Source organism: Actinoallomurus sp. CA-142502, from assembly GCF_050936355.1.
GTDB lineage: Bacteria > Actinomycetota > Actinomycetes > Streptosporangiales > Streptosporangiaceae > Actinoallomurus > Actinoallomurus iriomotensis.
In genome coordinates, this window is record NZ_JBNJMY010000001.1 from 4,508,688 (window position 1) to 4,529,926 (window position 21,239).

A 21,239-nucleotide genomic window follows, 5' to 3' on the forward strand; every position below is an offset into this window, starting at 1 on the left:
CAAGTGAACACGCCTGTCAGCTCTCGACCATCGTCAGGCGGAGGCTCCCGTGACCAAATCGACGCGGTCGCCGGATGCCGCCCGTGCCGACCGTGGCGACCAGGCCGACATCCAGGCGGTGAGTCGTGTCAGCCAGATTCTGTCGCTCTTCGATCCGGCCACGCCGGAGGTGACCGCGAGCGAGGTCGCCGAGCGGCTCAGCCTCAACCGCACGACGGCGTACCGCTACTGCACGTCGCTCGTCGCGGCCGGGCTGCTCGAACGCAGCCCCGAGGGCGGCTACGTCCCCGGTGGTCTGCTGCTCCAGCTGGGCGCCTTCGCCATCGGCCGTCGTCGCGTCGTCAACCTCGCGCCGCGTCACATGCAGGCGCTCTCCCGCGCCACGCAGACCAGCGTGGTGCTCAGTCTCTGGGGTCTCACCGGTCCGGTGGTCTCCCGGGTCGAGGAGAACGTCTCCACCGTCGTCATCGTCTCCGTACGGGTCGGCAGCCACCTGCCGCTGGACACGGCGCAGAGCAAGATCTTCCTCGCCTACCACGTCGACCAGCTGTCCATGGAACGGCTGACGGCGAACCTCCCCGGTCCGGCGCGTGACGAGCTCCGTGCCGACGTCGAACGGGTCCGCGCCGTCGGTCACTGTTCCGCGATGAGCACTCCCGGCGTCGTCGCGGTGGCGGCGCCCGTCTTCGACGAGTACGGCATCTGCGCCACCATCGCCATCGTCGGCCCGGACAACACCCTGTCGATGTCCGATGAGGCTCCCGAGCTACGCGTCGTCGTCGACACCGCGCGTGAGCTCACCCGCGAGCTCGGCGGCCACTACCGGCCCGACGACCTCGACCAGCGGGCGGTGTAGGGCAGCCACGCGGGCGGCCGCACCGGCGGGATGTCCTTGTACTCGCGCGCTCCGGCGAGTGCGCTGCCGACGAACTCGTCCGGGTCGCGGGCGTCGAGATACGCGTCGACCCCGGCGACCAGCTCCGCGAGCGCCGCGGGTCCGCCGATCCACAGCGCGGTGACGACCTCGACGGCGCGCGCGCCCGAGGCGAGGAACCGCAGCACGTCGGTCGCGGTGCGCGCGCCGTTGGTGCCGACCAGGGGCACGTCGGCGCCGAGCGCCGTACGCGCCTTGGCGACCCAGTACAGGCTCATCGGCAGGCACGCCGGAGATCCCCACGCCCCCCAGGACCCGAGCACCGCGCCGCCGCCGAGGTCGGGCAGGAAGCCCGGGTAACGCCCGACCAGCCCGACGGCGTCCGCACCGGCCGAGCGGGCGGCACGGGCGAGCGCGACGACGTCGGACGCCTGCCCGGGAAGCTTGACGAACAGCGGCGCGTCCACGGCGGCCCGTACGACCCGTACGGCGTCGTGCACGGCGTCCGCCTCGGTCAGCTGCCGTACGGCGGGTGCCTCGCGGCCGTGGGGGGCGCCGATGTTGAGTTCGACGGCGGGCACCGCACCCGCCATCGCGTGCGCGATGCGCGCGGCCGCGACCGGGTCGCCCAGGGTGATGCTGCCGATCACCGGGCAACCGCGGGCCGCGCCGTGCTCGACCCCGGCGGCCAGTAGCGCGAGCCAGTCGTCCAGGTCCACCTGCGCGAGCCCGGAGCGGTTCAGCAGGCCGTCACCGCGCCGCGCCGCGCCGGCGGGCCGTACCCGCCCGCCGGCGGAGACGAAGGCGTAGTCCGCGATGTCCAGCTGCCGCCGGGCGGCGGCGCTCTCGTTCACCGACTTCGCCACCACCGCACCGGCGCCCGCGTCGACGCAGGTGATCAGCCCGTCGAGCGTCATGGTCAGCTCGGACGAGCCGACCCACACCGGATTGGCGGTGACCAGGCCGCCGACCGTCGTCTTCCGTCCGGTCAAGACAGCGCGGGGATCGTGTCGTCGTCGGCCATGTCCACGTCCTTGGTCTCCGGGCCGAGGAAGCCGCCGAGGCTGATCAGTACGCCGGCGAGCGCGATCAGGACGGCCGGGGCGAGGTGAGCCGAGACGACGCCGTCGAACTGCCGCAGGTAGAACTGGTAGAACGCCGGCGCGATGAGCGCGAGGCTGTAACCGACGCCGTACCCGGTCGAACGGATGCTCGCCGGGAACCGCTCGGTCAGGTACGCGGCGATCGGGCCGAACGTGCCGACGGTGAAGACGCCGATCAGGATGGCCCAGCCGAGCGCCGCGCCGAGGCCACCGTTCGAGACCATCAGCAGCGAGTACGAACCGGCGCCCACCACCAGGACCGACAGGCCGTAGCCGATGTAGAACCGCCGTCGCCCGATGCGCTGGGACAGCACGCCGAAGACGGGATAGGCCAGTGCGGCGGACGCGTTGATCACGAGCATGGTCAGCGTGACCTGCTTGCTGGACAGCAGAAGGTGCGCCTTCAGCTGCGCGGGTGTCACGGCGGCCTCCATGTTGGTCGCGAGCCACGTGCCGGTCATCAGCACGAACACCTGCGCCAGCGCCTTCGGGTACCGCACCAGCAGCCGTACGAACGGCAGTTTGTGTCGCTCACCGGTCAGCTCCGCCGGCGGCTCGTGCACCTGCCTGAGGTAGTAGCGGAACAGCAGGGCCGACAGCAGCGCGCCGACCAGGAACGGCACCCGCCAGCCCCACTGCACGTAGCCGCTGTGCAGCCCGGCGGACGGCAGCAGCTGCAGCATCAGCAGCGTGATCGCGGCGATCACGACGTACGCGCCGGGGGAGGTCGAGGTGATGATCGAGGCGTAGAGGCCGCGCTTGTGCTTCGGGCTCCACTCCATCGCCAGCGGGACCGCGGTCGTGTACTCGCCGCCGAGGAAGATCCCGTCGACGAACCGCAGCGCGATCAGCAGGCCGACCGACCACGTCCCGATCGTCTCGTGGCCCGGCAGGCACGCGGTCGCCAGGGTGATGGTGCCGAAGCCGCCGACCGCGACCAGTGTCGTGCGCTTGCGCCCGACGGTGTCGGCGAAGTGGCCGAAGATCAGCGCGCCGAGCGGACGGCCGATGAGCGTCGACGCGAACACCAGCGACGACAGCAGGGCCGTCGTGCTCGCGCTCAGAGACGCCGACTGGAAGTAGACCGTCGCCGGCGCCAGCACGACGATCGGCAGGTAGATGTCGAACTGGTCGACGAAGTAGGCGAGCGCCCCGCCGCGCACCGCGGCGCGCACCTTGGCCATGTCCGGGCCGTGTGAGGGGTGGGGGCGAGCGTCGTCCGGCGCCGCTGGGTGCGGCACTGCTGCGTGGGGCGGTGTGGACATGGTCGTCCTCCGAGGTCGGCTGCCCGGTACCGCAGCTCGTCGACACCACAGTCGGCGTCGCCCCGAACTGCGTGTTCACAAAGTGAACGTCCTAATAGTGCAGCATGTGATCTCCGTGACACAAGACCGTAATAAGGGTTGACATCCGGTCCTATAGTGAACAGTGACTTCACATTGCGAACGAAGGGTGGCTCCATGACTCAGAGTCCCGCCATCGCCTCCGTCCTGGACGGCCTGGTCGACATGCACGTCCACTCCGGGCCCAGCCCGTTCCCCCGCCGCTTCGACCACGTCGAGGCCGCGCAGGACGGCGCCCGGATCGGGATGCGCGCCATGGTCGCCAAGTCCCACCACCACAACACCCAGATGGACATCCTCGCGATGAAGGGACGTCTCGCCGACGTCGCCGCCACCGCGTACGGCGGCGTCGCGCTCAACAGCACCGTCGGCGGGCTCAACGTGCACGCGGTGCGCATGTGCCTGCGCATGGGCGGCAAGGTCGTCTGGTTCCCGACCATCTCCTCCGGCCGCCACATCGAGTGCCACCCCGAGGACGGGGCCTTCCCGACCACCACGGTGCCCCTGACGCTGGAGCGCATCGACATCGTCGACGAGGACGGCGAGCTGAAGCACGAAGTGATCGAGATCCTCGACGAGATCAAGGCGCAGGAGGCCGTCGTCAACGGCGGCCACATGTACCCCGCCTACATCCGCACGCTGTTCCAGGCCGCGCACGAGCGAGGGATGACGCGGATGGTCGTCAGCCACCCCGACTTCGTGATCGGCGCTGACCCCGACCTGTGCCGCGAGCTCATCGACCTCGGCGCGTACGTCGAACACGAGATCGGCATGTACGACCCCGAGGGAACGCAGAAGTGGGACCCGAGGAAGCTGCTGACCTGGATCGAGACGCTCGGCCCCGAGCACACGGTGCTGGCCTCGGACTTCGGGCAGGCGGCCAACCCGAAACCGGTGGACGCGTGGATGCGGGTGGCCGGGGCGCTGCTCGACCTCGGCCTGGCCGAGAAGGACCTGCGGCGCATGGTCCGCGACAACCCCACCTACCTGCTGAACCTCGACGCCTGAGCGAAAGGACATACCACCGTGTACGAGAAGGACGACCCCCGTTCATCGCTCGCGACGGCGACCACGCCGCGGCCGGACAGCGGTGCGGCGATCGCGGCCCCGCAGTACTTCGACTTCCACCGGCTCGCGTCGCCGGACGCCGGGACACCGGACGGGCGCACCGCGATCGTCCGCGGTCAGAACGTCGTGCTCGTGCACACCGACGCACGGGCCGGCGACGACCTCGACAACGGCACGCTCGACGGCGAACTCGCCGTGGTGGTCACCGGTGACTCTCCCGCCTTCTCGGTGATCACCGACGACGGCGCCACGTTGATCGACGCGCCCGGGCTCGTCGTGGTGCCGCCCGGCGCCTCGCGGATCGGCGTGCACGGCGACGGCCCGCTCATCCGCCTGGTCGAGGCCACCGAGCCCGCGTGGCGGGACCGGGCCGCCAACGCCGCCGCGTACGCCGAGGACCACCCGCGCGTGGCCCTGCTCCGGCGATGGCCGGAGCCCCCTGGCGGGCCGGCGGTGCGGTACTACCGGCTCGCGGACGTGCCGGACGACCCGGCCCGGTTCGGCCGCATCTTCCGCACCCGCTCGTTCATGGTCAACTTCCTGCCCGAGGTCACCGGCCCGCGCGACCCGCACAAGCTCTCACCGCACACGCACGACGACTTCGAGCAGCTGTCCCTGGCGGTACGGGGCGAGTACGTCCACCACATCCGCACCCCCTGGCTGAGCGACAGCACCGGATGGCGCGACGACGATCACGTACGGCTCGGCAGCCCGTCCGTCGCGATCATCCCGCCGCCCACCGTGCACACCTCCGCGGCCGCCGATCCGGGCGTGAACCAGCTGATCGACATCTTCAGCCCCCCGCGTGCGGACTTCTCCGCCAAGCCCGGCTGGGTGCTCAACGCCGACGACTACCCGATGCCATGAGCGCCGCTCGTACGGGTGCGGGGCTGTTCGCACCGGACCGCGACGCCGTCCCGCTCGGCACCTGGCTGAAGATCGCCTCGGGCGAGCCGGTGGAGATCATGGCGTTCGCCGGGTTCGACTTCGTCGTGATCGACATGGAGCACGCGCCGCTCGACCTGCAGACCGCGTACCGGCTGATCAACTCGGCCGCGGCGCTGGGCATGGTGCCCCTCGTACGGGTGCCGGACACGACGGCGTCGACGATCCAGAAGATCCTCGACGCGGGCGCCATGGGCATCCTCGTACCGCACGTCGACACGGTCCAGCAGGCCGCCGCCGTCGGGCGGGCGTGCCGGTTCCCGCCCCACGGCGTCCGCGGCGCGGGCGGCACCAGCCGCGCCGGAGCGTGGGGACTGCGCCCGAACGCCGACTACCTCGCCACCGGCAACGACGACGTGCTGTGCGTCCCGCAGCTGGAGAGCGTCGACGCGATCAAGGCCGCGCCGGAGATCCTCGCCCTCGACTCCATCGACGCGGTGTTCGTCGGCGCCGCGGACCTCTCGATGTCGATGGGGTCCACGCCGGCCTCGCCCGACGTGCTCGAACTGATCGGCTCGGCGCTCGACGCCGCGCACGCCGCCGGCAAGAGATGCGGGCTCGCGTTCGGCGGCGTGCCCGAGCGGGCCGCGCGGGCGGCACGCGACGGCTGCGACTTCGTCCTGCTCAGCAACGACACGTCGATGCTGGCGGAGGCCGCGCGCGATCTGGTCACGGCGTTCCGGGAAGCGATGTGACCCTGTCATGACGCTGTCCCTGCCGTCGGCCGCCCTGTCGATCGCCGAGCTGGACGGCCTCGACCACGAAGAAGTGGCGCGCTTCGTCCGGGTGCTCGAGGAGAGCGGCCACCGCATGGTCTGGATCCCCGAGGTCGCCGGGCGTGAGGCGTTCACGACCGCCGCCCTCGTGCTCGGCTCGACGCGACGGCTGATCGTCGGCAACGGCGTCGCCCGCGCGCTCGAACGCGTACCGAAGTCAGCCGCGTCCGCCGCCCGCGACCTCGCCGCCGGATATCCCGGGCGCTACGTGCTCGGGCTCGGCGTCAGCGGCGCGGTCCGCGAGCGCGGGATCGGCCCGCTGCCGTTCCTGCGTGACTACCTCGACGGGATCGACGCGACGCTCGCGCGCCGCGGCGGCACCGTACCGCGAGTCCTCGGTGCGTACTCGGCCGGGATCACGCGGCTGGCCGCGGAGCGCGCCGACGGGCTGATCACGTTCCTCGTCACCCCGGAGCACACCCGCTGGGCGCGCGAGAAGATCGGGCCGGACCTGTTCCTGTCGGTCGTCCAGTGGGCGGTGGTCGGCCGTGACCGCGCCGCGGCCCGTGACGTCGCGCGCGCACGCCTCGCCTACTACCTGACGCTGCCGCACCAGATCGCCAAGCTGACGCGGCTCGGGTTCACCGAGGCCGACCTCGCACCGCCGGGGTCCGACCGGCTCGTCGACGCCCTCGTCGCCTGCGGCACGCCGGAGCAGGTACGCGAGGCGCTGCGACGGCAGTACGACGCGGGCGCCACACAGGTCGCGCTCAGCCTGGTCGGCCCGCTCGACGAGGCGAAGCTCGACGCGTACCGGGCACTCGCCGCCGATCATCGAACAGCCATGGAGAGGACGTACTGATGCGGGCTGCGGAGAAGGTCATGATCACCACGGCGGTGACGGGCTCGGTGAACGTGCCGTCCCAGAGCCCGTACCTGCCGCTGTCCGCCGCGCAGGTGACCGAGGCGGCGCTGGAGGCGATCGAGGCCGGCTCGGCCATCGTGCACCTGCACGCCCGGCAGCCGGACGGCCGGCCGACGCCCTCGCCCGAGGTCTTCGAGGAGATCGTCGAGCCCATCACCGCGAACACCGACGCCGTCATCAACATCACCACCGGCGGCTCGTCGGCGATGACGATGGAGCAGCGGCTGGCCGCCGCCGTACGCCTCCGGCCCGAGCTGGCGTCGATGAACATGGGCACGATGAACTTCGTGTACGCGGGGATCGCCGACAAGGTCACCGAGTGGCGGCACGACTGGGAGGAGCCGTACGTGCGGGCCACCTACTCCAAGCCGTTCCTGAACACCTTCGACCGGATCGAGCACGCGCTGCGGACGCTCGGTGAGTTCGGCACCCGGTTCGAGTACGAGTGCTACGACATCGGGCACCTGTACTCCCTCGCGTACTTCGTCGACAAGGGCCTGGCCAAGCCGCCGCTGATGATCCAGGGCGTGTTCGGCGTCCTCGGCGGCATCGGCGCCGACCACGAGAACCTGGAGCACATGGTGCGGATCGCCGACAAGCTCTTCGGCGACGACTACACCTTCTCCGCCTTCGCCGCCGGCCGCGACCAGCTGAGCTTCGGCACCCACAGCGCCTGGCTCGGCGGCCACGTACGGGTGGGCCTGGAGGACAGCCTGTGGATCGGCAAGGGGCGGCTCGCGGAGAGCAACGCCCAGCAGGTCAGGAAGATCCGGGCCGTCATCGAGGACCTGGGCAAACAGATCGCCACACCAGCCGATGCCCGCGCGATGCTCGCGCTCCGGGGCATCACGGACGGAGTCTCATGAGCACACCGCCGCTCGCCGGCAAGGTCATCGTCCTCGTCGGAGCCAGTACGGGCATCGGAGCCGACGCCGCGCGCGTCCTCGCCGGGGACGGCGCCGCCCTCATGCTCGTCGCGCGCGGCGAGGAACCGCTCGCCAAGCTCACCGCGGAGCTCACCTCGGCGGGCCACGACGTGGCGTACACGACCGGCGACGTCGCGAACGCGGCGGACGTCGCCCGCTTCATCGACGCCACCGTCACCCGGTTCGGCCGCCTCGACGGGGCGTACAACAACGCCGCGATGGGCGGCGCCGGGCGCCTCGACGCGGTCTCCGAGGAGGACTTCGACCGCATCATGACCGTGAACGTGAAGGGCACGTGGCTGTGCATCCGCGAGGAGGTGCGCGTCATGGAGCGGCAGGGCTCCGGCTCGATCGTCAACGTGAGCAGCATCGGCGGCCTCCGCGGCAGCTCCGGAATGGGCGCCTACCAGGCGACGAAACACGCGGTCATCGGCCTGACCCGAACGGCGGCCCACGACTTCGGCCCGCTCGGCATCCGGGTGAACGTGATAGCCCCCGGCCCGACCGAGAGCCCGATGCTCGCCGAACTGCGCCGCACGATCCCCGGCGGCGTGGAGGCCCGGATCGCCGCCACACCGCTGCGCAAGGTGGGGACGGGGGAGGAGGTCGGAGCGACCGCGGCGTTCCTGCTGAGCGACCGGGCGAGCCACATCAGCGGCGTCGTACTGCCGGTCGACGGGGGATTCCTCGCCTGAGGGCACTCCGGGTCAACCGCAGACGTGCTGGAAACTCTGGCCAGGCACGTACCGGTCCCACTCGGCGCGCGTGAGGGACCGTCCGGCGACGGCGCAGAGTGAGGCCGGTGGGTCGCCCGGCGCGCTCACGTCCCACAGCCGTGCGGTCCCGTCGGCTCCGGCGGTGGCGAGGACTCCGCCGCCGGGGCCGAACGCCACGTCCGTGACGGAACCCGAGTGGCCGATGAGCGGTCCGCCGAGTTGATTGTGCGTGGCGGTGTCCCACAACCGGGCCTTGCCGTCGCTGCCCGCCGTCGCGAAGGTCCGGCCGTCCGGGCTGAACGCGAGGCCGAAGACGTCGAGGTGATGTCCGGTGGGGATGGTCCTGCCGGCCGGGCCGGACGGCACCGCGTCGGCCTGCTCGTCCTGGCCGATCAGCGGGGCGCCGATCTGGCGATGGGTCGCGACGTCCCACAGCCGCGCGGTTCCGTCACGTCCCACCGTCGCGAGCGTCCTGGCGTCGGGGCTGAACGCCACCGCGCCGACGGGCCCGTTGTGCCCGGTGAACGGCGTGCCGATCCGGCGGCCGGTGCGGGCGTCCCACAGGCGGACGGCGCCGTCGGCGTCGCCGGTCGCGAGCAGGCGGCCGTCCCGGCTGAACGCGATCACGTCGATGCCGGCGCCGTCGACCAGTACGAGGACCACGGCGTGGGTGGTGATGTCCCACAGCCGGGCCGTCCCGTCGCCGTCCGTGGCGGCCAGCCTCCTGCCGTCGGGGCTGAACACCACGTTGTCCACGCTCGTGCCCTGCCCGGCGACGAACGAGCTGATCAAGCGGTGTGCGGTGACGTCCCAGAGCCGCGCGACGCCCTCGCTGTCGCCGGTGGCGAGCGTGCGGCCGTCCGGGCTGAGGGCCACGTCGTAGAAGAACCCCGTGGGACTGGTCACCGGCATGCCGATCTGGCGATGGGTGCGGGTGTCCCAGAGCCGTGCCGTACGGTCCTCGCTCGCGGTGGCGAGGACGTTCCCTCCCCGGCTGTAGGCCACCGAGTAGACCGCGTTGCCGTGGCCGGTGAGCGGCGCGCCCGTCTGACGGTGGACGGAGACGCTCCACAGGCGCGCCGTCCGGTCCGCACTCGCGGTGGCGAGACCGCGGCCGTCGGGGCTGAACGCCACCGCTTTGACGTCGCCGGTATGGCCGGTGAGCGGTGAGCCGGTCTGGCGCCGCGTGGCGACGTCCCACAGGCGCACCGTGTCGTCGGTGCCGCCGGTGGCGAGCGTACGGCCGTCCGGGCTGAACGCCACGGCGTTCACGAAGACGCCTCCGGTGACGAGCGGTTCGCCGATCTGCCGGCGGGCGGCGACGTCCCACAGGCGCGCGGTACGGTCGGCGCCGCCGGTGGCCAGCGTGCGGCCGTCCGGGCTGAACGCCACCGCCTCGACACCCTTCGGGCGGAAGAGGGAGCCGGGTACCGCGGCGGGCCGGACCGTGATCGGCCGGCCGGTCCGGTGGTGGGTGGCGACGTCCCACAGCCGCACCGTCCCGGCGCTGTCACCGGTCGCGAGCGTACGGCCGTCGGGGCTGAACGCCACCGTCCCACCGTGAGCGATGAGCGGTGCGCCGACCTGGCGGCGGGTGGCGACGTCCCACAGCCGTACGGTTCCGTCGTCGCCCGCAGTGGCGATGGTCCGTCCATCCGGGCTGAACCTCGCGGAGCGGACGACTCCGTGGCCGGTGGCGATCGGCGGCCCGATCTGGCGGCGAGAGGCCGTGTCCCACAGCCGTACGCCTCCCGTGGGACCGAGGTGGACGGTGGCGAGCGTCCTGCCGCGAGGGCTGAACGCGACCGTGCTCACCGCGCCGTCCTTCGCGGCGAGCGGCGCTCCGCTCTGGCGGCGGGTGGCGACGTCCCACAGCCGTGCGGTCCCGTCGGCGCCGCCCGTCGCCAGAGTCCTGCCGTCGGGGCTGAACGCCACGGAGTCGACCGGCCCGTCATGGCCGGTGAACGCTCCCCGGTCGGGTTCCTGGAGGAGGTTGAGCATGGCGTACCGGGCGTCGTCCGTGTGCGCGGTGCGCCAGGCCGCCGCGGCCAGCAGCGCGGAGGTGACGGGATCGGTCCGCTCCATGGTCTCGCTCTGCGCCGCCAACTGGCGGGAGACCGCGAGTGCACGCTGATGGTTCGCGTCGCCCGCCGCCGACACGGCGGTGACGGCCGCGATGAGCGCGACCACCGTCAGCCCGGCCAGCGTGGCGAGCACGGCTCGTCTCCGGCGGGCGGCGCGCTGGGCCGCGTACTCCGAGGCCGTCACGAAGTCGAGCGGGTCCGCCGTGACCGGATAGCGCGCCGGGTCGGCCTCCCACGTGACGCGGGCCTCCTGCACGGCCACCAGTTCGGCGCCCCGGTACAGGTACGACGGATTCCGGCCGTTGCCATTCCACTCCGCGGCCCGCTTCAGGAGCCGGCCGTACACCGCGGCGACGGTGACGTCGGGCTCCAGCCAGTCGCGCAGCCGTGACCAGGAGCGCAGCAGCTCGTCATGGGAGATCTGAACGCTGTCCTCGCTCAGGACGAGGAGCCGCTGCGCCGCGAACGCCTCCAGCACGGCGTCCACGTCGCCGCGCTCGGCCTCGGGACGGCCGGCGTACAGGTCCGTCCGGAGCCGTTCGCGGCGCGACAGCCGTAGATCGCCCGAGACGTCCGTGAGGGCGTGGAAGAGGTCGCCGGCGATCTCCGGCCTGGCGCCCGTGAGACTCTCGTAGACGTCTTCGGCGCTCGTCTGGATCGCCCCGCGGACCCCGCCGGACCTCCCGTAACCGTGGGCGGTCAGCCGGTCGCCCTCTCTGTGCCGCCACGTGATGAGCATGGCCTGGGACAGCCACGGCAACGCCCCGGCCTCGTACGCGCCGGGTGCCGCACTGGAGCGCAGGTCGGCCAGGATCATCTCGGTGAGGCCCGGATCGATCCGCAGCCCGGCGGCCATGGCCGGGCCGACGATCGCCTGCCTCAGCTCCGGCTCTTCCATCGGGCCGACGACGAAGTTGCCGTTCGACAACGCCTCCCGCAACGCGGGATACGCCGCGCAGCGGCCCAGGAAGTCACTGCGAAGCGCGATCAGCACGACCGCGGGCGGCTGCTCCGCCGGCCCGTACGGCGTGCCGGCCATCACCCGCAGCGCGGCGACGAACGCCGAGCGTTCGGACTCCTCCACCCGAGGGGCGAAGACCTCCTCGAACTGGTCGACCACGAGGACGAGCCGCTGCCGCGCGGCGGACGCCGCCGGGATCCCACGGCGGTTCGCGTCCGCCAGCACCGCCTGACGGGCCAGCAGATACGCCTGGTCGGGGTGTCCGGCCAGGCGCTCGCGGGCGAGGGCGGCGTCCGTACCGGCCATGGTGGCCAGGTGGGTGGCCAGCTCCAACAGCGGCGACCGCGCCGGCGTGATCGCCACGCGGGGCCACGCGGCGGACTGCGGGGACAGCGAACCACGGGCGAGCGCGGGCAGCAGACCGGCCCGGAGCAGCGAGGACTTGCCGACGCCAGACGGACCGTTGACGATCACGAGCGAAGTCCCGGCCAGGCGTTCGCCGAGCGTGCCGACCAGCTCCGCGGTGACCAGGTCGCGCCCGTAGAAGATCTCGCCGTCGTCCTCCTCGAACGGCGCGAGCCCGCGGTACGGCGACCCGTCCGGCCACCGTACGGGGTCGTCCGGCGGGTGCGCGCCGTCGTCGGCGCGGACGCGGCGCTCGATCACCGCGACGGTCTCCCGCATCATGCGCAGGTCGGTGTTCTGCGTGCGCAACATGTCGACCATCTGCCGGTGCGCGGCCCCCTGCTCGTTCAGCTCCTCCTGAATGGCCGCGAGGACCTCGCCCACCTCGTCCAGCAGGAACCGGAACTCGGCGAACTCCTCGCCGAGCCCGGTCATCGCGCCGGTCAGCAGCGCCTGCAACTCCCGATCGCCGCTCGCGACCGCCTCCTCCAGCGCGGCTCCCGTCGCCCCGACCGTCCGCACCACCGAGGCGATCTCGCTCCGCAGCTCCAGCGCCCGGTCGCCGCCGGCCTCCAGGATCTCCCCGATCAGCCGCTCGACCTCGGCCTCGATCTGCTCCTGGCCCGCACTGTGTTCAGCGCCGCGCAGCCGGTCGATCCCGGTACTGATCACGTCGGCGAGGAGGTTTCCGCCCACGGAGGCCGCTGTCTCGATGGCCGCCGCCGCGACCCCCGCCCCGGCGACACTGAGCGCCGTGGCGACCAGCGGCCCGAACGCGCCGCCGCACAGAACGCACAACAGCGTCGCCGGCGACCACCGCAGCAAGCCACCCCCGGCACCGCGCGCCGCCCGAGCGATGCGGGCCCGAACACCGGCCCGCATCCGCCGTACGTGCTCATCCTCCCCCACGCCTGGATATCGCCGCCGGCGACGGAAACGTGGACGGGGGAGACTGGCCGACTCCGGCCGGTCGTTCTCGGAGGACGGGCCGGGCCTCGACCTGCGGGGGGAAGTCGCAGGTGAGCGGCCCTGTTCGGTTGAGGTCGAAAAGAGACGGCGCGGATCCAGCGGTCGTTCCGCATGGCACCCGTTGAGTCGGTGAGATCGCCGAGCGTTTCTACGAGCACATGTTCAGCGCCCATCCCGAACTCCTGGACGGCGTCTTCAATCGGGGGAACCAGGCGAGCGGGGAGCAGCAACGGGCACTGGCCGGCTCGGTGGCGGCGTACGCCACCAAACTGCTGGAGACCCCGAGGGAACACCGGAGCACCTGCTCTCCTGGATCGCGCACAAGCACGCGTCCCTCGGCATCCGCCCCGATCAGTACCAGATCGTCAACCATCACTCGATGTGGGCGATCGCCGGGAGACCCGGGACGTCGTCACCTTCGTGGTGAAGCGCATCGACGACCGCCTGGTGAGAACCTCACTGCCCGGCCAAAACGTCACGGTCCGGCTGCGGATGCCGGATGGGGTACTCCAACCGCGCCAGTACAACCTGACCCGAGCCGACGACGGGGCGCACCGCCAGTTCTCGGTCAAACGGGTCGAGGGAGGCGACGGCCGGCCACCGGGCGAGATATCGACGCTCCTGCACGATTCGGTGGACGTGGGCGACATGCTGACGCTGTCCCTCCCGTACGGGAACGTCGTGCTCGACGACTCCGGGCGACCGGCCGTCTTCGCCTCGGCGGGAATCGGCATCACGCCGGTGGCCGGGATGCTCTCCCACCTCGCGCAGGTCGAGTCCAGACCGCCCATCACGATGCTCGATGCCGACCTGGAGGAGGCCGTCTTCCCGCTGCGCCGCCAGGTGGTCAACGACGTCGTGGAACTGCCGCACGCGGAGCTGTACGTCTGGTACGAGAACGACGCTCACGGCATCGAACCGGTGAACGGCGTCTTCCACGGGACCATGGATCTCTCGGTGGTCGACCTGCCGGACAACGCGATCTACTACCTGTGCGGCCCGCTGCCTTTCATGCGCGCCCTGCGAGGCACACTCCTCACGCGAGGTGTCGTATCTGACGACATCCACTACGAGGTCTTCGGCCCTGACCTCTGGCAGGCCGACCTGGAGTAGCGCGTTCGGTTCGGTTCTCAGCGGAGGCGCCGGCGCTCAGCGGCCACGACCTGCGTCAGCTTCTCGTCTCTCCGAGCAACTCGGCGAGGAACTCCTGCGTTCCCGGATCGACGGCGTAGACCACGGTGCCGACCATTCCCCGCGTCAGCAGCACCTTGTAGATGTTGCGGATGTGCCGTGCGTATTGCGCGTCCGTGATCGTGCGCCGCTTGAAGTCGGGATCCTTGTTCGCCTGGCGTACGGTGACCAGCCGACCGTCGCGGGCGACGATGTCGGGTCCGAGGATCACACCCGACCAGTCGTACTCGAAGCCCTGGGCGGTGTACACACAACCCACCTGCTCGAACCCGCCATCGAAGGTCGCCCACAGCGCGCTGGCCGGTGCGTCGCCGACGGCCCGCTCGCCCTTGACGTTCCACGGTCTGGCCCAGTCGCCGATACGGACGTCGTCGACGAGACGACCGTCCTGCGGATCACTCCACGGCCAGCAGTAGCCGGCCGAGATCCGCGCGGAGTACCCGTCTTTCAGCTTGTTTTGGAGGGTATCTTCCAGCTCCCACGGTGACTCGGCGAGCCGTACCTCGAAGTGGTCGTCACCGGTCCACGGCTCAGGCCCTCCTGGTTCGAGGTCGAGCAGGCGCAGGACCCAGGCCTCATACTTTCGGCTGCCGCCGCACCGGAACTGCCCATCGAGCGGAACGTGGCGGACCTTGAGGCCCAGCTTCGCCGCGTGGGACTCGATGGCCTCGACCGTGCCGATTTCGTTCGGTTTCACGACCTGGTGCTCGTCGAGGAGGAACACCGGCACCCGCGCGGCGGCGATCAGCTCGTCCACCTGCGGTCGCCCGGTCCGCTGCGCCGCCCGGGTGAAACGGTTCGCGGAGGTCTCACGAATCCGGTGCGCCTCATCGCAGATGAGTACGTCGAGCCGGTTCTTCTCGGCCTGCATGAAGCTGTTGAAGTACATGAACATGTTCTTCACACGGGACGAGCCCTTGCCGACGTGACGCCGCATCGTCTGGGTGAACGATCGCGATCCGGTCGCGTGCAGCACGGAGACACCACGTCGGGACAGGTCGCCCAGCAGGGAGAGCGCAATGACGCTCTTCCCGCTGCCAGGACCGCCCGTGACGATGACGACCTCCTTGCTGTCGGAATGCTCCGCGTTGCGCACTGCATGCTGCACAAGGTCGTACGCCACCCGCTGCTCGGCGAGCAGCGTGAACTGTTCCCGATCCTTGATCTCGGCGGCGGCCAGTTTGAGTAGCTGCTTCGACGGCCGAGTCGCACTGTCCAGGAGCCGGTCGGCTGCCTTGGCCCCGGCCGCGGGGGCGAACTGCGACCGCAGGTACTCGAGGAACGCGCCACGACGCGTTTTGGTGAACAGCCTGGTGCGCTCGGTCGAGGCGAGCTGGAACAGATCCTGGACGTCGAGGTCCGCGGCGTTGTGCAGGTACGCGACGCCGCGTACGGCCTCCGGTCGTTCGCTCACGTAGCCGACGAAGTCGGTGATGTAGTCGCAGTAGCCCTGTACCTGAAGCAGCGGATGACCGTGCTCACCGCGGTAACCCTCGACCAGAACGAGATGTTCGTCCTCCTCGTACAGCTCCGCATGGCTCCATTGCTTGAGTTCGACGACGACGTAGGCGTCCTCACCGGTCCGTGCGTCCACTCCTGCGAGGACCACGTCCGCCCGTCGGCTCGTGAGCGGAAGCTGGTACTCGATGAGCATCTCGACCTTGCCGAGCCCTGCATCGACCAGGTCGCGAGCCAGCACCGGCAGGCTCCGCTCCCACGACCTTCGCTCCGGCTCGGGGGTCCAGCGGCCTGTGATCTTCTGAAGATTTTCGGCGAGGATCTCGGAGAGCCGGTCTTCCACCTTCGAGCCGATCAGATTCTCAGCGGGCATCCGCAGCGCCGTCACGCATTTCCCCCAGGCAGCACGAAGTGGCTCGTGCGGGTGGGGGCATGTCCGCGCTCGGAGCCGACCGTCGGAAGCCCGTCGGGCCGCATGTCTTAGCACGTGCAGACTACAACTGCCGGGTGTCCTGGAAGGAGTGAGTCGGCTTCCTCGCGAAGAACGTCGGCGTCTGCTATTACCGTCCGCATATGTCGATCTTGAAGGGTTTCGTGCGAGATGTCGCCAGGAGGGTCGCCTCCCCCGCGGAGGCGGCCACGGCGGCTGCGCGCCGTTTCGCAGCTCAGTACGGCGAGCCGCCTGGCCATGCTGAGTACCGCAGCTGGCTGAACAGCTGGCCGCCGCTCCTCGACCTCTTGGTCGGAGCCGGCCTGTCGGACCTCTGGCTGGAGCTGGAGTACGAACTTCCGGGCAGCGGAGAGCGGATCGACGCGCTTCTGCTCGGGGCCGACCCCGATGGCGTGCTGGTGGCCGTCGTCGTGGAGCTGAAGCAGTGGGACGACGCCGAGCCCAGGCCCCTGTCGTCGGTGCTGGTCGGCGGCGAGCTCCGCCCGCATCCCTGCCGGCAGGCCGGGGGATACATGCGTTATCTCCGCACGTGGATCAGCCCTGCGGAAGTCGCGTTGCAGGTACACGGGCTGGTATTTCTGCACAACGCGGACCGGCAGGTGGTCGACAAGCTCGGCCATGCGGTGGTGGGTAGACAGGAATCGGAAGTCGCGCTGCTGGGCCGTGAGGATGCGGCGGATCCGGGGGGCCTGCGACGTTTGGGGGAGCGCCTGGCATGGCCGCGACTGACCACGCCCGACGCGGCTCTCGTCCAGGCGTTCGAGAACGCTCGGCATAAGCCGTCGTTCGATCTCTTTGACCGGCTCAGGGACGTTCTCGCCAACGACTCGGACTTCGTTCTGGTCGGTGCCCAGCAGGAGGCGCAACTTCACGTCCTGCGCGGTATACGTACGGCGCTGGGACATGGAGAGAAGCACGTCATCGCGGTGAGGGGTGGACCCGGCACCGGCAAGACCGTCATCGCGGTACGTCTTGTCGCCGATATCCCGAAGCAAGGTGAGGACGTCCGGGCCCGCTACCTGACGCCCTCGGGCACGCTTCGCAGACAGTTGATCCGTGCGGCCGGGGATCCTGCGGCGAAGGGTCTGTTCCTCCATCCGAAGGACTACCCCCGTCGGCGCCCGTCGCGCGAGGTCCTGCTTGTCGACGAAGCGCATCGGATGGGCACCAGGGGCCCTGAGGACCAAGTGGCGGCTCTCATCGCGAGCACACAGGTGTGCGTCTTCTTTCTGGACGAGCGTCAGATCATCCGGCCGCACGAGGGTGTGACCGTCGATTACATCAGCAAGGCGGCGGAAGCCGCGGAAGCGACGTTCACGCTGGTCGATCTCCAGACACAGTTCCGCTGCGGCGGCTCTCAGTACTACCTGGCATGGATCGACCAACTGCTCTCGCGGGAAGCGCGACCGGGGGAGTGGCGTGGTGACGACTATGACTTCGACGTAATGGCCGACCCTGGCGAGCTACAGGCATGGGTCGACGACCACACGGTGAACGGGGCCGTCGCTCGTATTTCGGCCGGGTTCTGCTGGCCCTGGCCAAAACCGCGATCCCAGAAGACGCTGCACAACGATGTGGACATCGTCTACATCGACCGCCGGTCCGAACTCTCTGTCCGATGGACGTATCCATGGAACTCGCGGCACGCGTTCATCGAACCTGACGGAGCGGACGTTCCGGGCAAGGAGTTCTGGGCCACCGATCCGGGCGGCCATCGCCAGGTGGGATGCATCTACACCGCGCAAGGGCTCGAGTACGACTACAGCGCGGTCATCATGGGGCCCGACCTGGTGCGCCGCGGCGCGCGCTGGGAAGTCGAGCCGGTTGAGAGCCATGACCCTGCCATGTATCAGATCACGCCTGACAAGTACCTTCCGCTGGCGCTCAACACCTACCGCGTCCTGATGACGCGCGGCACCCGAGGGTGCCGGCTGTACTCCACCGACGCCGAGACACAGCAGTACCTGGAAGGTCTGCGTAGGCCGACGTGAGTGGTGCGCCTCTTGGCCGGTGTTGACCCGGCGCGTTGACCCGGCGCTATGGGTTCTACCGTGCTGGGAGCGAACGTCCGGCGCTGGCTCGCCCCGTCGCGGCACGCAGGACCGCGTGGGCGCGTTCGGTGCCGTCATCCTTACGCCGGCTGGAGAGTTCCATTTTGTTGGCCCGCGCACGAAGCCTGTTCTCGGCCAGGTTGCCGACGCGGGCGCTCGGTTGTCCCACCTTTTACGACACGGCACGGCCGGCACGCCACGGGTCGGCCGTGCCATGGGTCACGTGGTCGGGTCCGTGCCCGGAGCGGTCACGAGCATTGTGTCGCGTCGCCTGCCGGGTGCCTGGTGGGTGTCTGGAGCGTCTTGCCGGGTGTGACCTTGCGTACGCTGCCGTCCGCGGTCCGTACCGGGAGGGGCGGGCCGGATCGCAGGGTCAGCTTCGTCGCCTGCTGCCCCACCGAAAGGTCGAACGTGCGCCCCTGCCACTTCACTCCCGTGATGTCGACGCCCGGTAGCTGCGGCGGCAGGAACGGGTTGATGGTGATCGAGTCGGTTCCCCAGCGCAGCCCGGTGAATCCGTACAGGAACTCCTGCAGGTAGCCGCCCTCACCGGTGGTGAAGGTGAACGCTCCGCCGTTGCGGGTCTCGTACCACTGGTTGAACGGTGCGGCCAGGAACGGGTCCGCGCTGTCGCGCAGGTAGGTGTAGACCGTGCAGCCGGGCGATCCGAGGGCGGCGCTGTTGATGGCGGCGATCGCGTCGGTCATCGACGGGCCGTTCGGGTCGGTGTGCTGCTTGTAGTAGTCGAGGTCGTTCTGCGCCAGGCCGGACGACATCGGCACACCCCACGGGTACTGCAGCAGGGTGACGTCGGCCTGCTTGACGGTCTGCCCGTTGTATCCCGAGAACTCCGGATGAATATTGGCCGTTGCGTCCACCGGGATCTTCAGGCCGTCCGCGACCTTGCTCCATGCCGGATCGGCGGTCCGGCCGAGGATGCCGGCGGCGCGGATGGCGATACGCAGGGACGCCTGCGCGCCGGCGTTGGTCGTCGCGCTGTTGTTCACGTTGTCGTGGTACTCATCCGGGCCCATGACGTCGTTGATGTCGTATCCGCCGGTCGGGTCGGGCACGGCACGCGTGGCCCAGTAGTCGGCGATGTCCCTCAGCACCGGCCAGGCCTTGTCCCGCAGCCACGTTCTGTCGCCGCTCGCCTCGTAGTACTGCCACTGCGCCAGAGCGACGTCGGAGTTGATGTGGATCTCGCTCTTGCCCGTGGTGCAGCACGGCGGGGTCTGCTCCGTGCCGCTCTGCGCGCTCTCCCACGGGAACTTCGCGCCCTTGATCGGCTGGGTGGGAGTGGACAGCTTCGCGGCGTCGGCCTCGGCGCCGGGCAGGAGTTTCTGCCGGTAGGTGTTCGCGCCGACCGCGATGTCGGGGAACTGGGCGAGCAGCGCCGGGTACATCCAGGTCTCCATGTCCCAGAACACGTGACCGGCGTAGCCGTCCGAGGACAGCCCGCCCGGGCTGGCGCTCCACGTGACACCGGCGCGCATGCTCGCGAGCAGGTAGAACATCGACGCGTGGATCCGCGCGGTCGTGGTCGTGTCACCCGGGATCGAGATGCCGGACCGCCACAGGCGTGCCCAGGCGCCGTCGTTGCGGGCGAGCGCCTGCTGGTAGCCGCCCTTGGCGGCGCGGGACGCGGTGTCCGCGGCGGCCCGCTGCGGGCTCGCGGCCTTGAGCGACCGGTCGGTGTCGGCGCTGGAGGCCACGCCGACGTACTTGGTGATCCGGTACGTCCGACCGGCGTGGACGGGGAAGGCCGCGCTCTGCCCGGCGCTGCCGTCGCCGGACGCGGCGATCGTCTCCGTGGGCATGGTCTTGTCATTGACGCGCAGCACCGAGTTCAGCCCGGCGGTGACCAGCTTCCCGTCGCTCACGACGGTCTGTGACAGCGTCGCGGTCCTGCCGTCCACATGTGGGTCCGAGGTGGAGGCGTGGTTCAGTCCCCGGCCGTCGAACTCGTCCACGACGGTGGCCGTTCCGCTCCAGTGCGGCACGGCCTTCACGCTCACCGTGCCCAGATGACCGTCGGCGCGGTTGGCGTTGACCTCGTAGGCGAAGCTGGTCGTGTCACCCGCGGGCGAGGTCCAGTCGAACGACGTGCTCAGCACCCCGGTGCGCAGGTCGAGCGACTGTTCGTACTCATTGGTGGTGCCGATCGCGTCGGTGGCGACCTGGGTCGGTCGTTGCCCGCCGTCCGGATACAGCGCGAGGTAGTCGACGTTCACCCGCGCCTCGTCACCCTGGGCGACGGTGACCTCGAGCGTGTTCGCGCCCGCGTTCAGCGTCACCGGCACGGTCACCACCCCCCAGTCGTCCCAACTGGACAGGCTGGGCACGGTCAGCTGCTGGCGCGTGCCATTCACGCCGAGGTGGATGGACTGCGGGCCGCCGCTCGCGTTGCCGTACCGCACCGCCAGGGTCGCCGTGCCGGCCGGCGCGTCGCGGATCTCGATGACGTCGGTGCCGCCGACCGTCGGTTGGCCGTTGGTGTTCAGGCCGGCCAGGTAGCCGCCGACGGTCGAGCCGGAGTGGGAGCTCTCGACGAACGCGCCGCCGGAGATCTTCCCGTACGCCGCCGGGCACAGCTGGTCGAACGCGCAGGACCAGTTCCCCGTCCCGTAGACGCCGCCGCTGCGGCCGAAGCCGAGCGTGGTCCAGCTCGGCAGGCTGGCTCGCTGCTCGTTCTGGCCGGCGGGACGGGCGTAGAAGCCGGCGAGCTCGGACTGGGTGACGATGGGCTTGCTGCTGTACCCCTCGCCCGCCGCCGGCACCCGCGCGGCCAGGTAACCATTGCCGACGAACGTCGGGGAATAGTTCTTCGAGGCGTCGGTCGTGCTCAGCACCCAGCCTTCGCCGGTGAGCCGGCCCGGCGGCGGCGCGGCCGAGGCCGGCACCGCCACCGCGCCCAGCACCACGCAGGCGAGCGCCGACAGGACGGACGCCGCGCTCTGTACGAGGCGGCGGGGTCGATCACGATGGAAACGCGATCTCGTCATTCGACGCACATCCTTGCCCGGTTGATTCGGTGGATATGTCCAGGTGGA

General features: G+C 70.5%; 14 protein-coding genes. 9 read left to right on the forward strand and 5 right to left on the reverse strand.

The window, feature by feature from the left end; all coding sequences use genetic code 11:
- The first annotated feature begins 49 nt into the window (after positions 1-49).
- Positions 50-856 carry an IclR family transcriptional regulator gene (locus tag ACQEV1_RS21660; RefSeq protein WP_285619795.1) on the forward strand — a complete coding sequence of 269 codons (807 nt, stop codon included), beginning with the start codon at positions 50-52 and terminating at the stop codon, positions 854-856.
- Here the strand turns inward: ACQEV1_RS21660 and ACQEV1_RS21665 are convergent.
- Together ACQEV1_RS21665 and ACQEV1_RS21670 are read right to left on the reverse strand one after the other, a co-directional pair.
- Positions 820-1,866 (reverse strand): hypothetical protein, encoded by a 1,047-nt coding sequence (locus tag ACQEV1_RS21665; RefSeq protein ID WP_433395587.1) that lies wholly within the window; start codon positions 1,864-1,866, stop codon positions 820-822. The genes ACQEV1_RS21660 and ACQEV1_RS21665 overlap by 37 nt on opposite strands.
- Complete coding sequence (locus ACQEV1_RS21670; RefSeq protein WP_433395589.1) at positions 1,863-3,161, reverse strand: MFS transporter; 1,299 nt, start codon at positions 3,159-3,161, stop codon at positions 1,863-1,865. Before ACQEV1_RS21670 ends, ACQEV1_RS21665 begins: the two co-directional genes overlap by 4 nt.
- A 276-nt stretch (positions 3,162-3,437) precedes the next feature.
- On the opposite strand from ACQEV1_RS21670, the gene ACQEV1_RS21675 reads away from it, so the two are divergent.
- The 6 genes from ACQEV1_RS21675 to ACQEV1_RS21700 are packed head-to-tail and all read left to right on the forward strand — an operon-like array spanning position 3,438 to position 8,595.
- Positions 3,438-4,328, forward strand: a complete 891-nt coding sequence (locus ACQEV1_RS21675; RefSeq protein WP_433395591.1) for a DUF6282 family protein — start codon at positions 3,438-3,440, stop codon at positions 4,326-4,328.
- Positions 4,329-4,346: 18 nt separating this feature from the next.
- Positions 4,347-5,255: a hypothetical protein gene (locus ACQEV1_RS21680; protein ID WP_285619789.1), complete on the forward strand. Its 909-nt coding sequence runs from the start codon at positions 4,347-4,349 to the stop codon at positions 5,253-5,255.
- Positions 5,252-6,028, forward strand: coding sequence for an HpcH/HpaI aldolase family protein (locus ACQEV1_RS21685; protein WP_433395593.1), 777 nt, complete (start codon positions 5,252-5,254; stop codon positions 6,026-6,028). Before ACQEV1_RS21680 ends, ACQEV1_RS21685 begins: the two co-directional genes overlap by 4 nt.
- A gap of 7 nt (positions 6,029-6,035) precedes the next feature.
- On the forward strand, positions 6,036-6,911 hold the full coding sequence (locus ACQEV1_RS21690; RefSeq protein WP_433395595.1) for an LLM class flavin-dependent oxidoreductase: 876 nt from the start codon (positions 6,036-6,038) through the stop codon (positions 6,909-6,911).
- A complete protein-coding gene (locus tag ACQEV1_RS21695; protein ID WP_433395597.1) occupies positions 6,911-7,840 on the forward strand; it encodes a 3-keto-5-aminohexanoate cleavage protein in 930 nt (309 codons plus the stop codon). Before ACQEV1_RS21690 ends, ACQEV1_RS21695 begins: the two co-directional genes overlap by 1 nt.
- A complete protein-coding gene (locus tag ACQEV1_RS21700) occupies positions 7,837-8,595 on the forward strand; it encodes an SDR family NAD(P)-dependent oxidoreductase (protein ID WP_433395599.1) in 759 nt (252 codons plus the stop codon). The genes ACQEV1_RS21695 and ACQEV1_RS21700 overlap by 4 nt, the downstream gene beginning before the upstream one ends.
- 12 nt (positions 8,596-8,607) lie before the next feature.
- Here ACQEV1_RS21700 and ACQEV1_RS21705 read toward each other — a convergent pair whose 3' ends face one another.
- Complete coding sequence (locus ACQEV1_RS21705; RefSeq protein WP_433395601.1) at positions 8,608-12,891, reverse strand: AAA family ATPase; 4,284 nt, start codon at positions 12,889-12,891, stop codon at positions 8,608-8,610.
- A 525-nt stretch (positions 12,892-13,416) separates the two neighbouring features.
- Between ACQEV1_RS21705 and ACQEV1_RS21710 the strand changes: the two genes are divergently transcribed.
- The gene (locus ACQEV1_RS21710) at positions 13,417-14,148 is read left to right on the forward strand and encodes an FAD-binding oxidoreductase (protein ID WP_433395603.1); all 732 of its coding nucleotides are present in this window, start codon (positions 13,417-13,419) and stop codon (positions 14,146-14,148) included.
- A gap of 55 nt (positions 14,149-14,203) precedes the next feature.
- Here ACQEV1_RS21710 and ACQEV1_RS21715 read toward each other — a convergent pair whose 3' ends face one another.
- Positions 14,204-16,057: a DNA/RNA helicase domain-containing protein gene (locus tag ACQEV1_RS21715; RefSeq protein ID WP_433395605.1), complete on the reverse strand. Its 1,854-nt coding sequence runs from the start codon at positions 16,055-16,057 to the stop codon at positions 14,204-14,206.
- A 200-nt stretch (positions 16,058-16,257) separates the two neighbouring features.
- On the opposite strand from ACQEV1_RS21715, the gene ACQEV1_RS21720 reads away from it, so the two are divergent.
- Positions 16,258-18,126, forward strand: coding sequence for a DNA/RNA helicase domain-containing protein (locus ACQEV1_RS21720; RefSeq protein WP_433395607.1), 1,869 nt, complete (start codon positions 16,258-16,260; stop codon positions 18,124-18,126).
- Between the two features lie 308 nt (positions 18,127-18,434).
- Here the strand turns inward: ACQEV1_RS21720 and ACQEV1_RS21725 are convergent, their stop codons facing one another.
- Positions 18,435-21,191: a glycosyl hydrolase family 65 protein gene (locus tag ACQEV1_RS21725; RefSeq protein WP_433395609.1), complete on the reverse strand. Its 2,757-nt coding sequence runs from the start codon at positions 21,189-21,191 to the stop codon at positions 18,435-18,437.
- Positions 21,192-21,239: the final 48 nt, after the last annotated feature.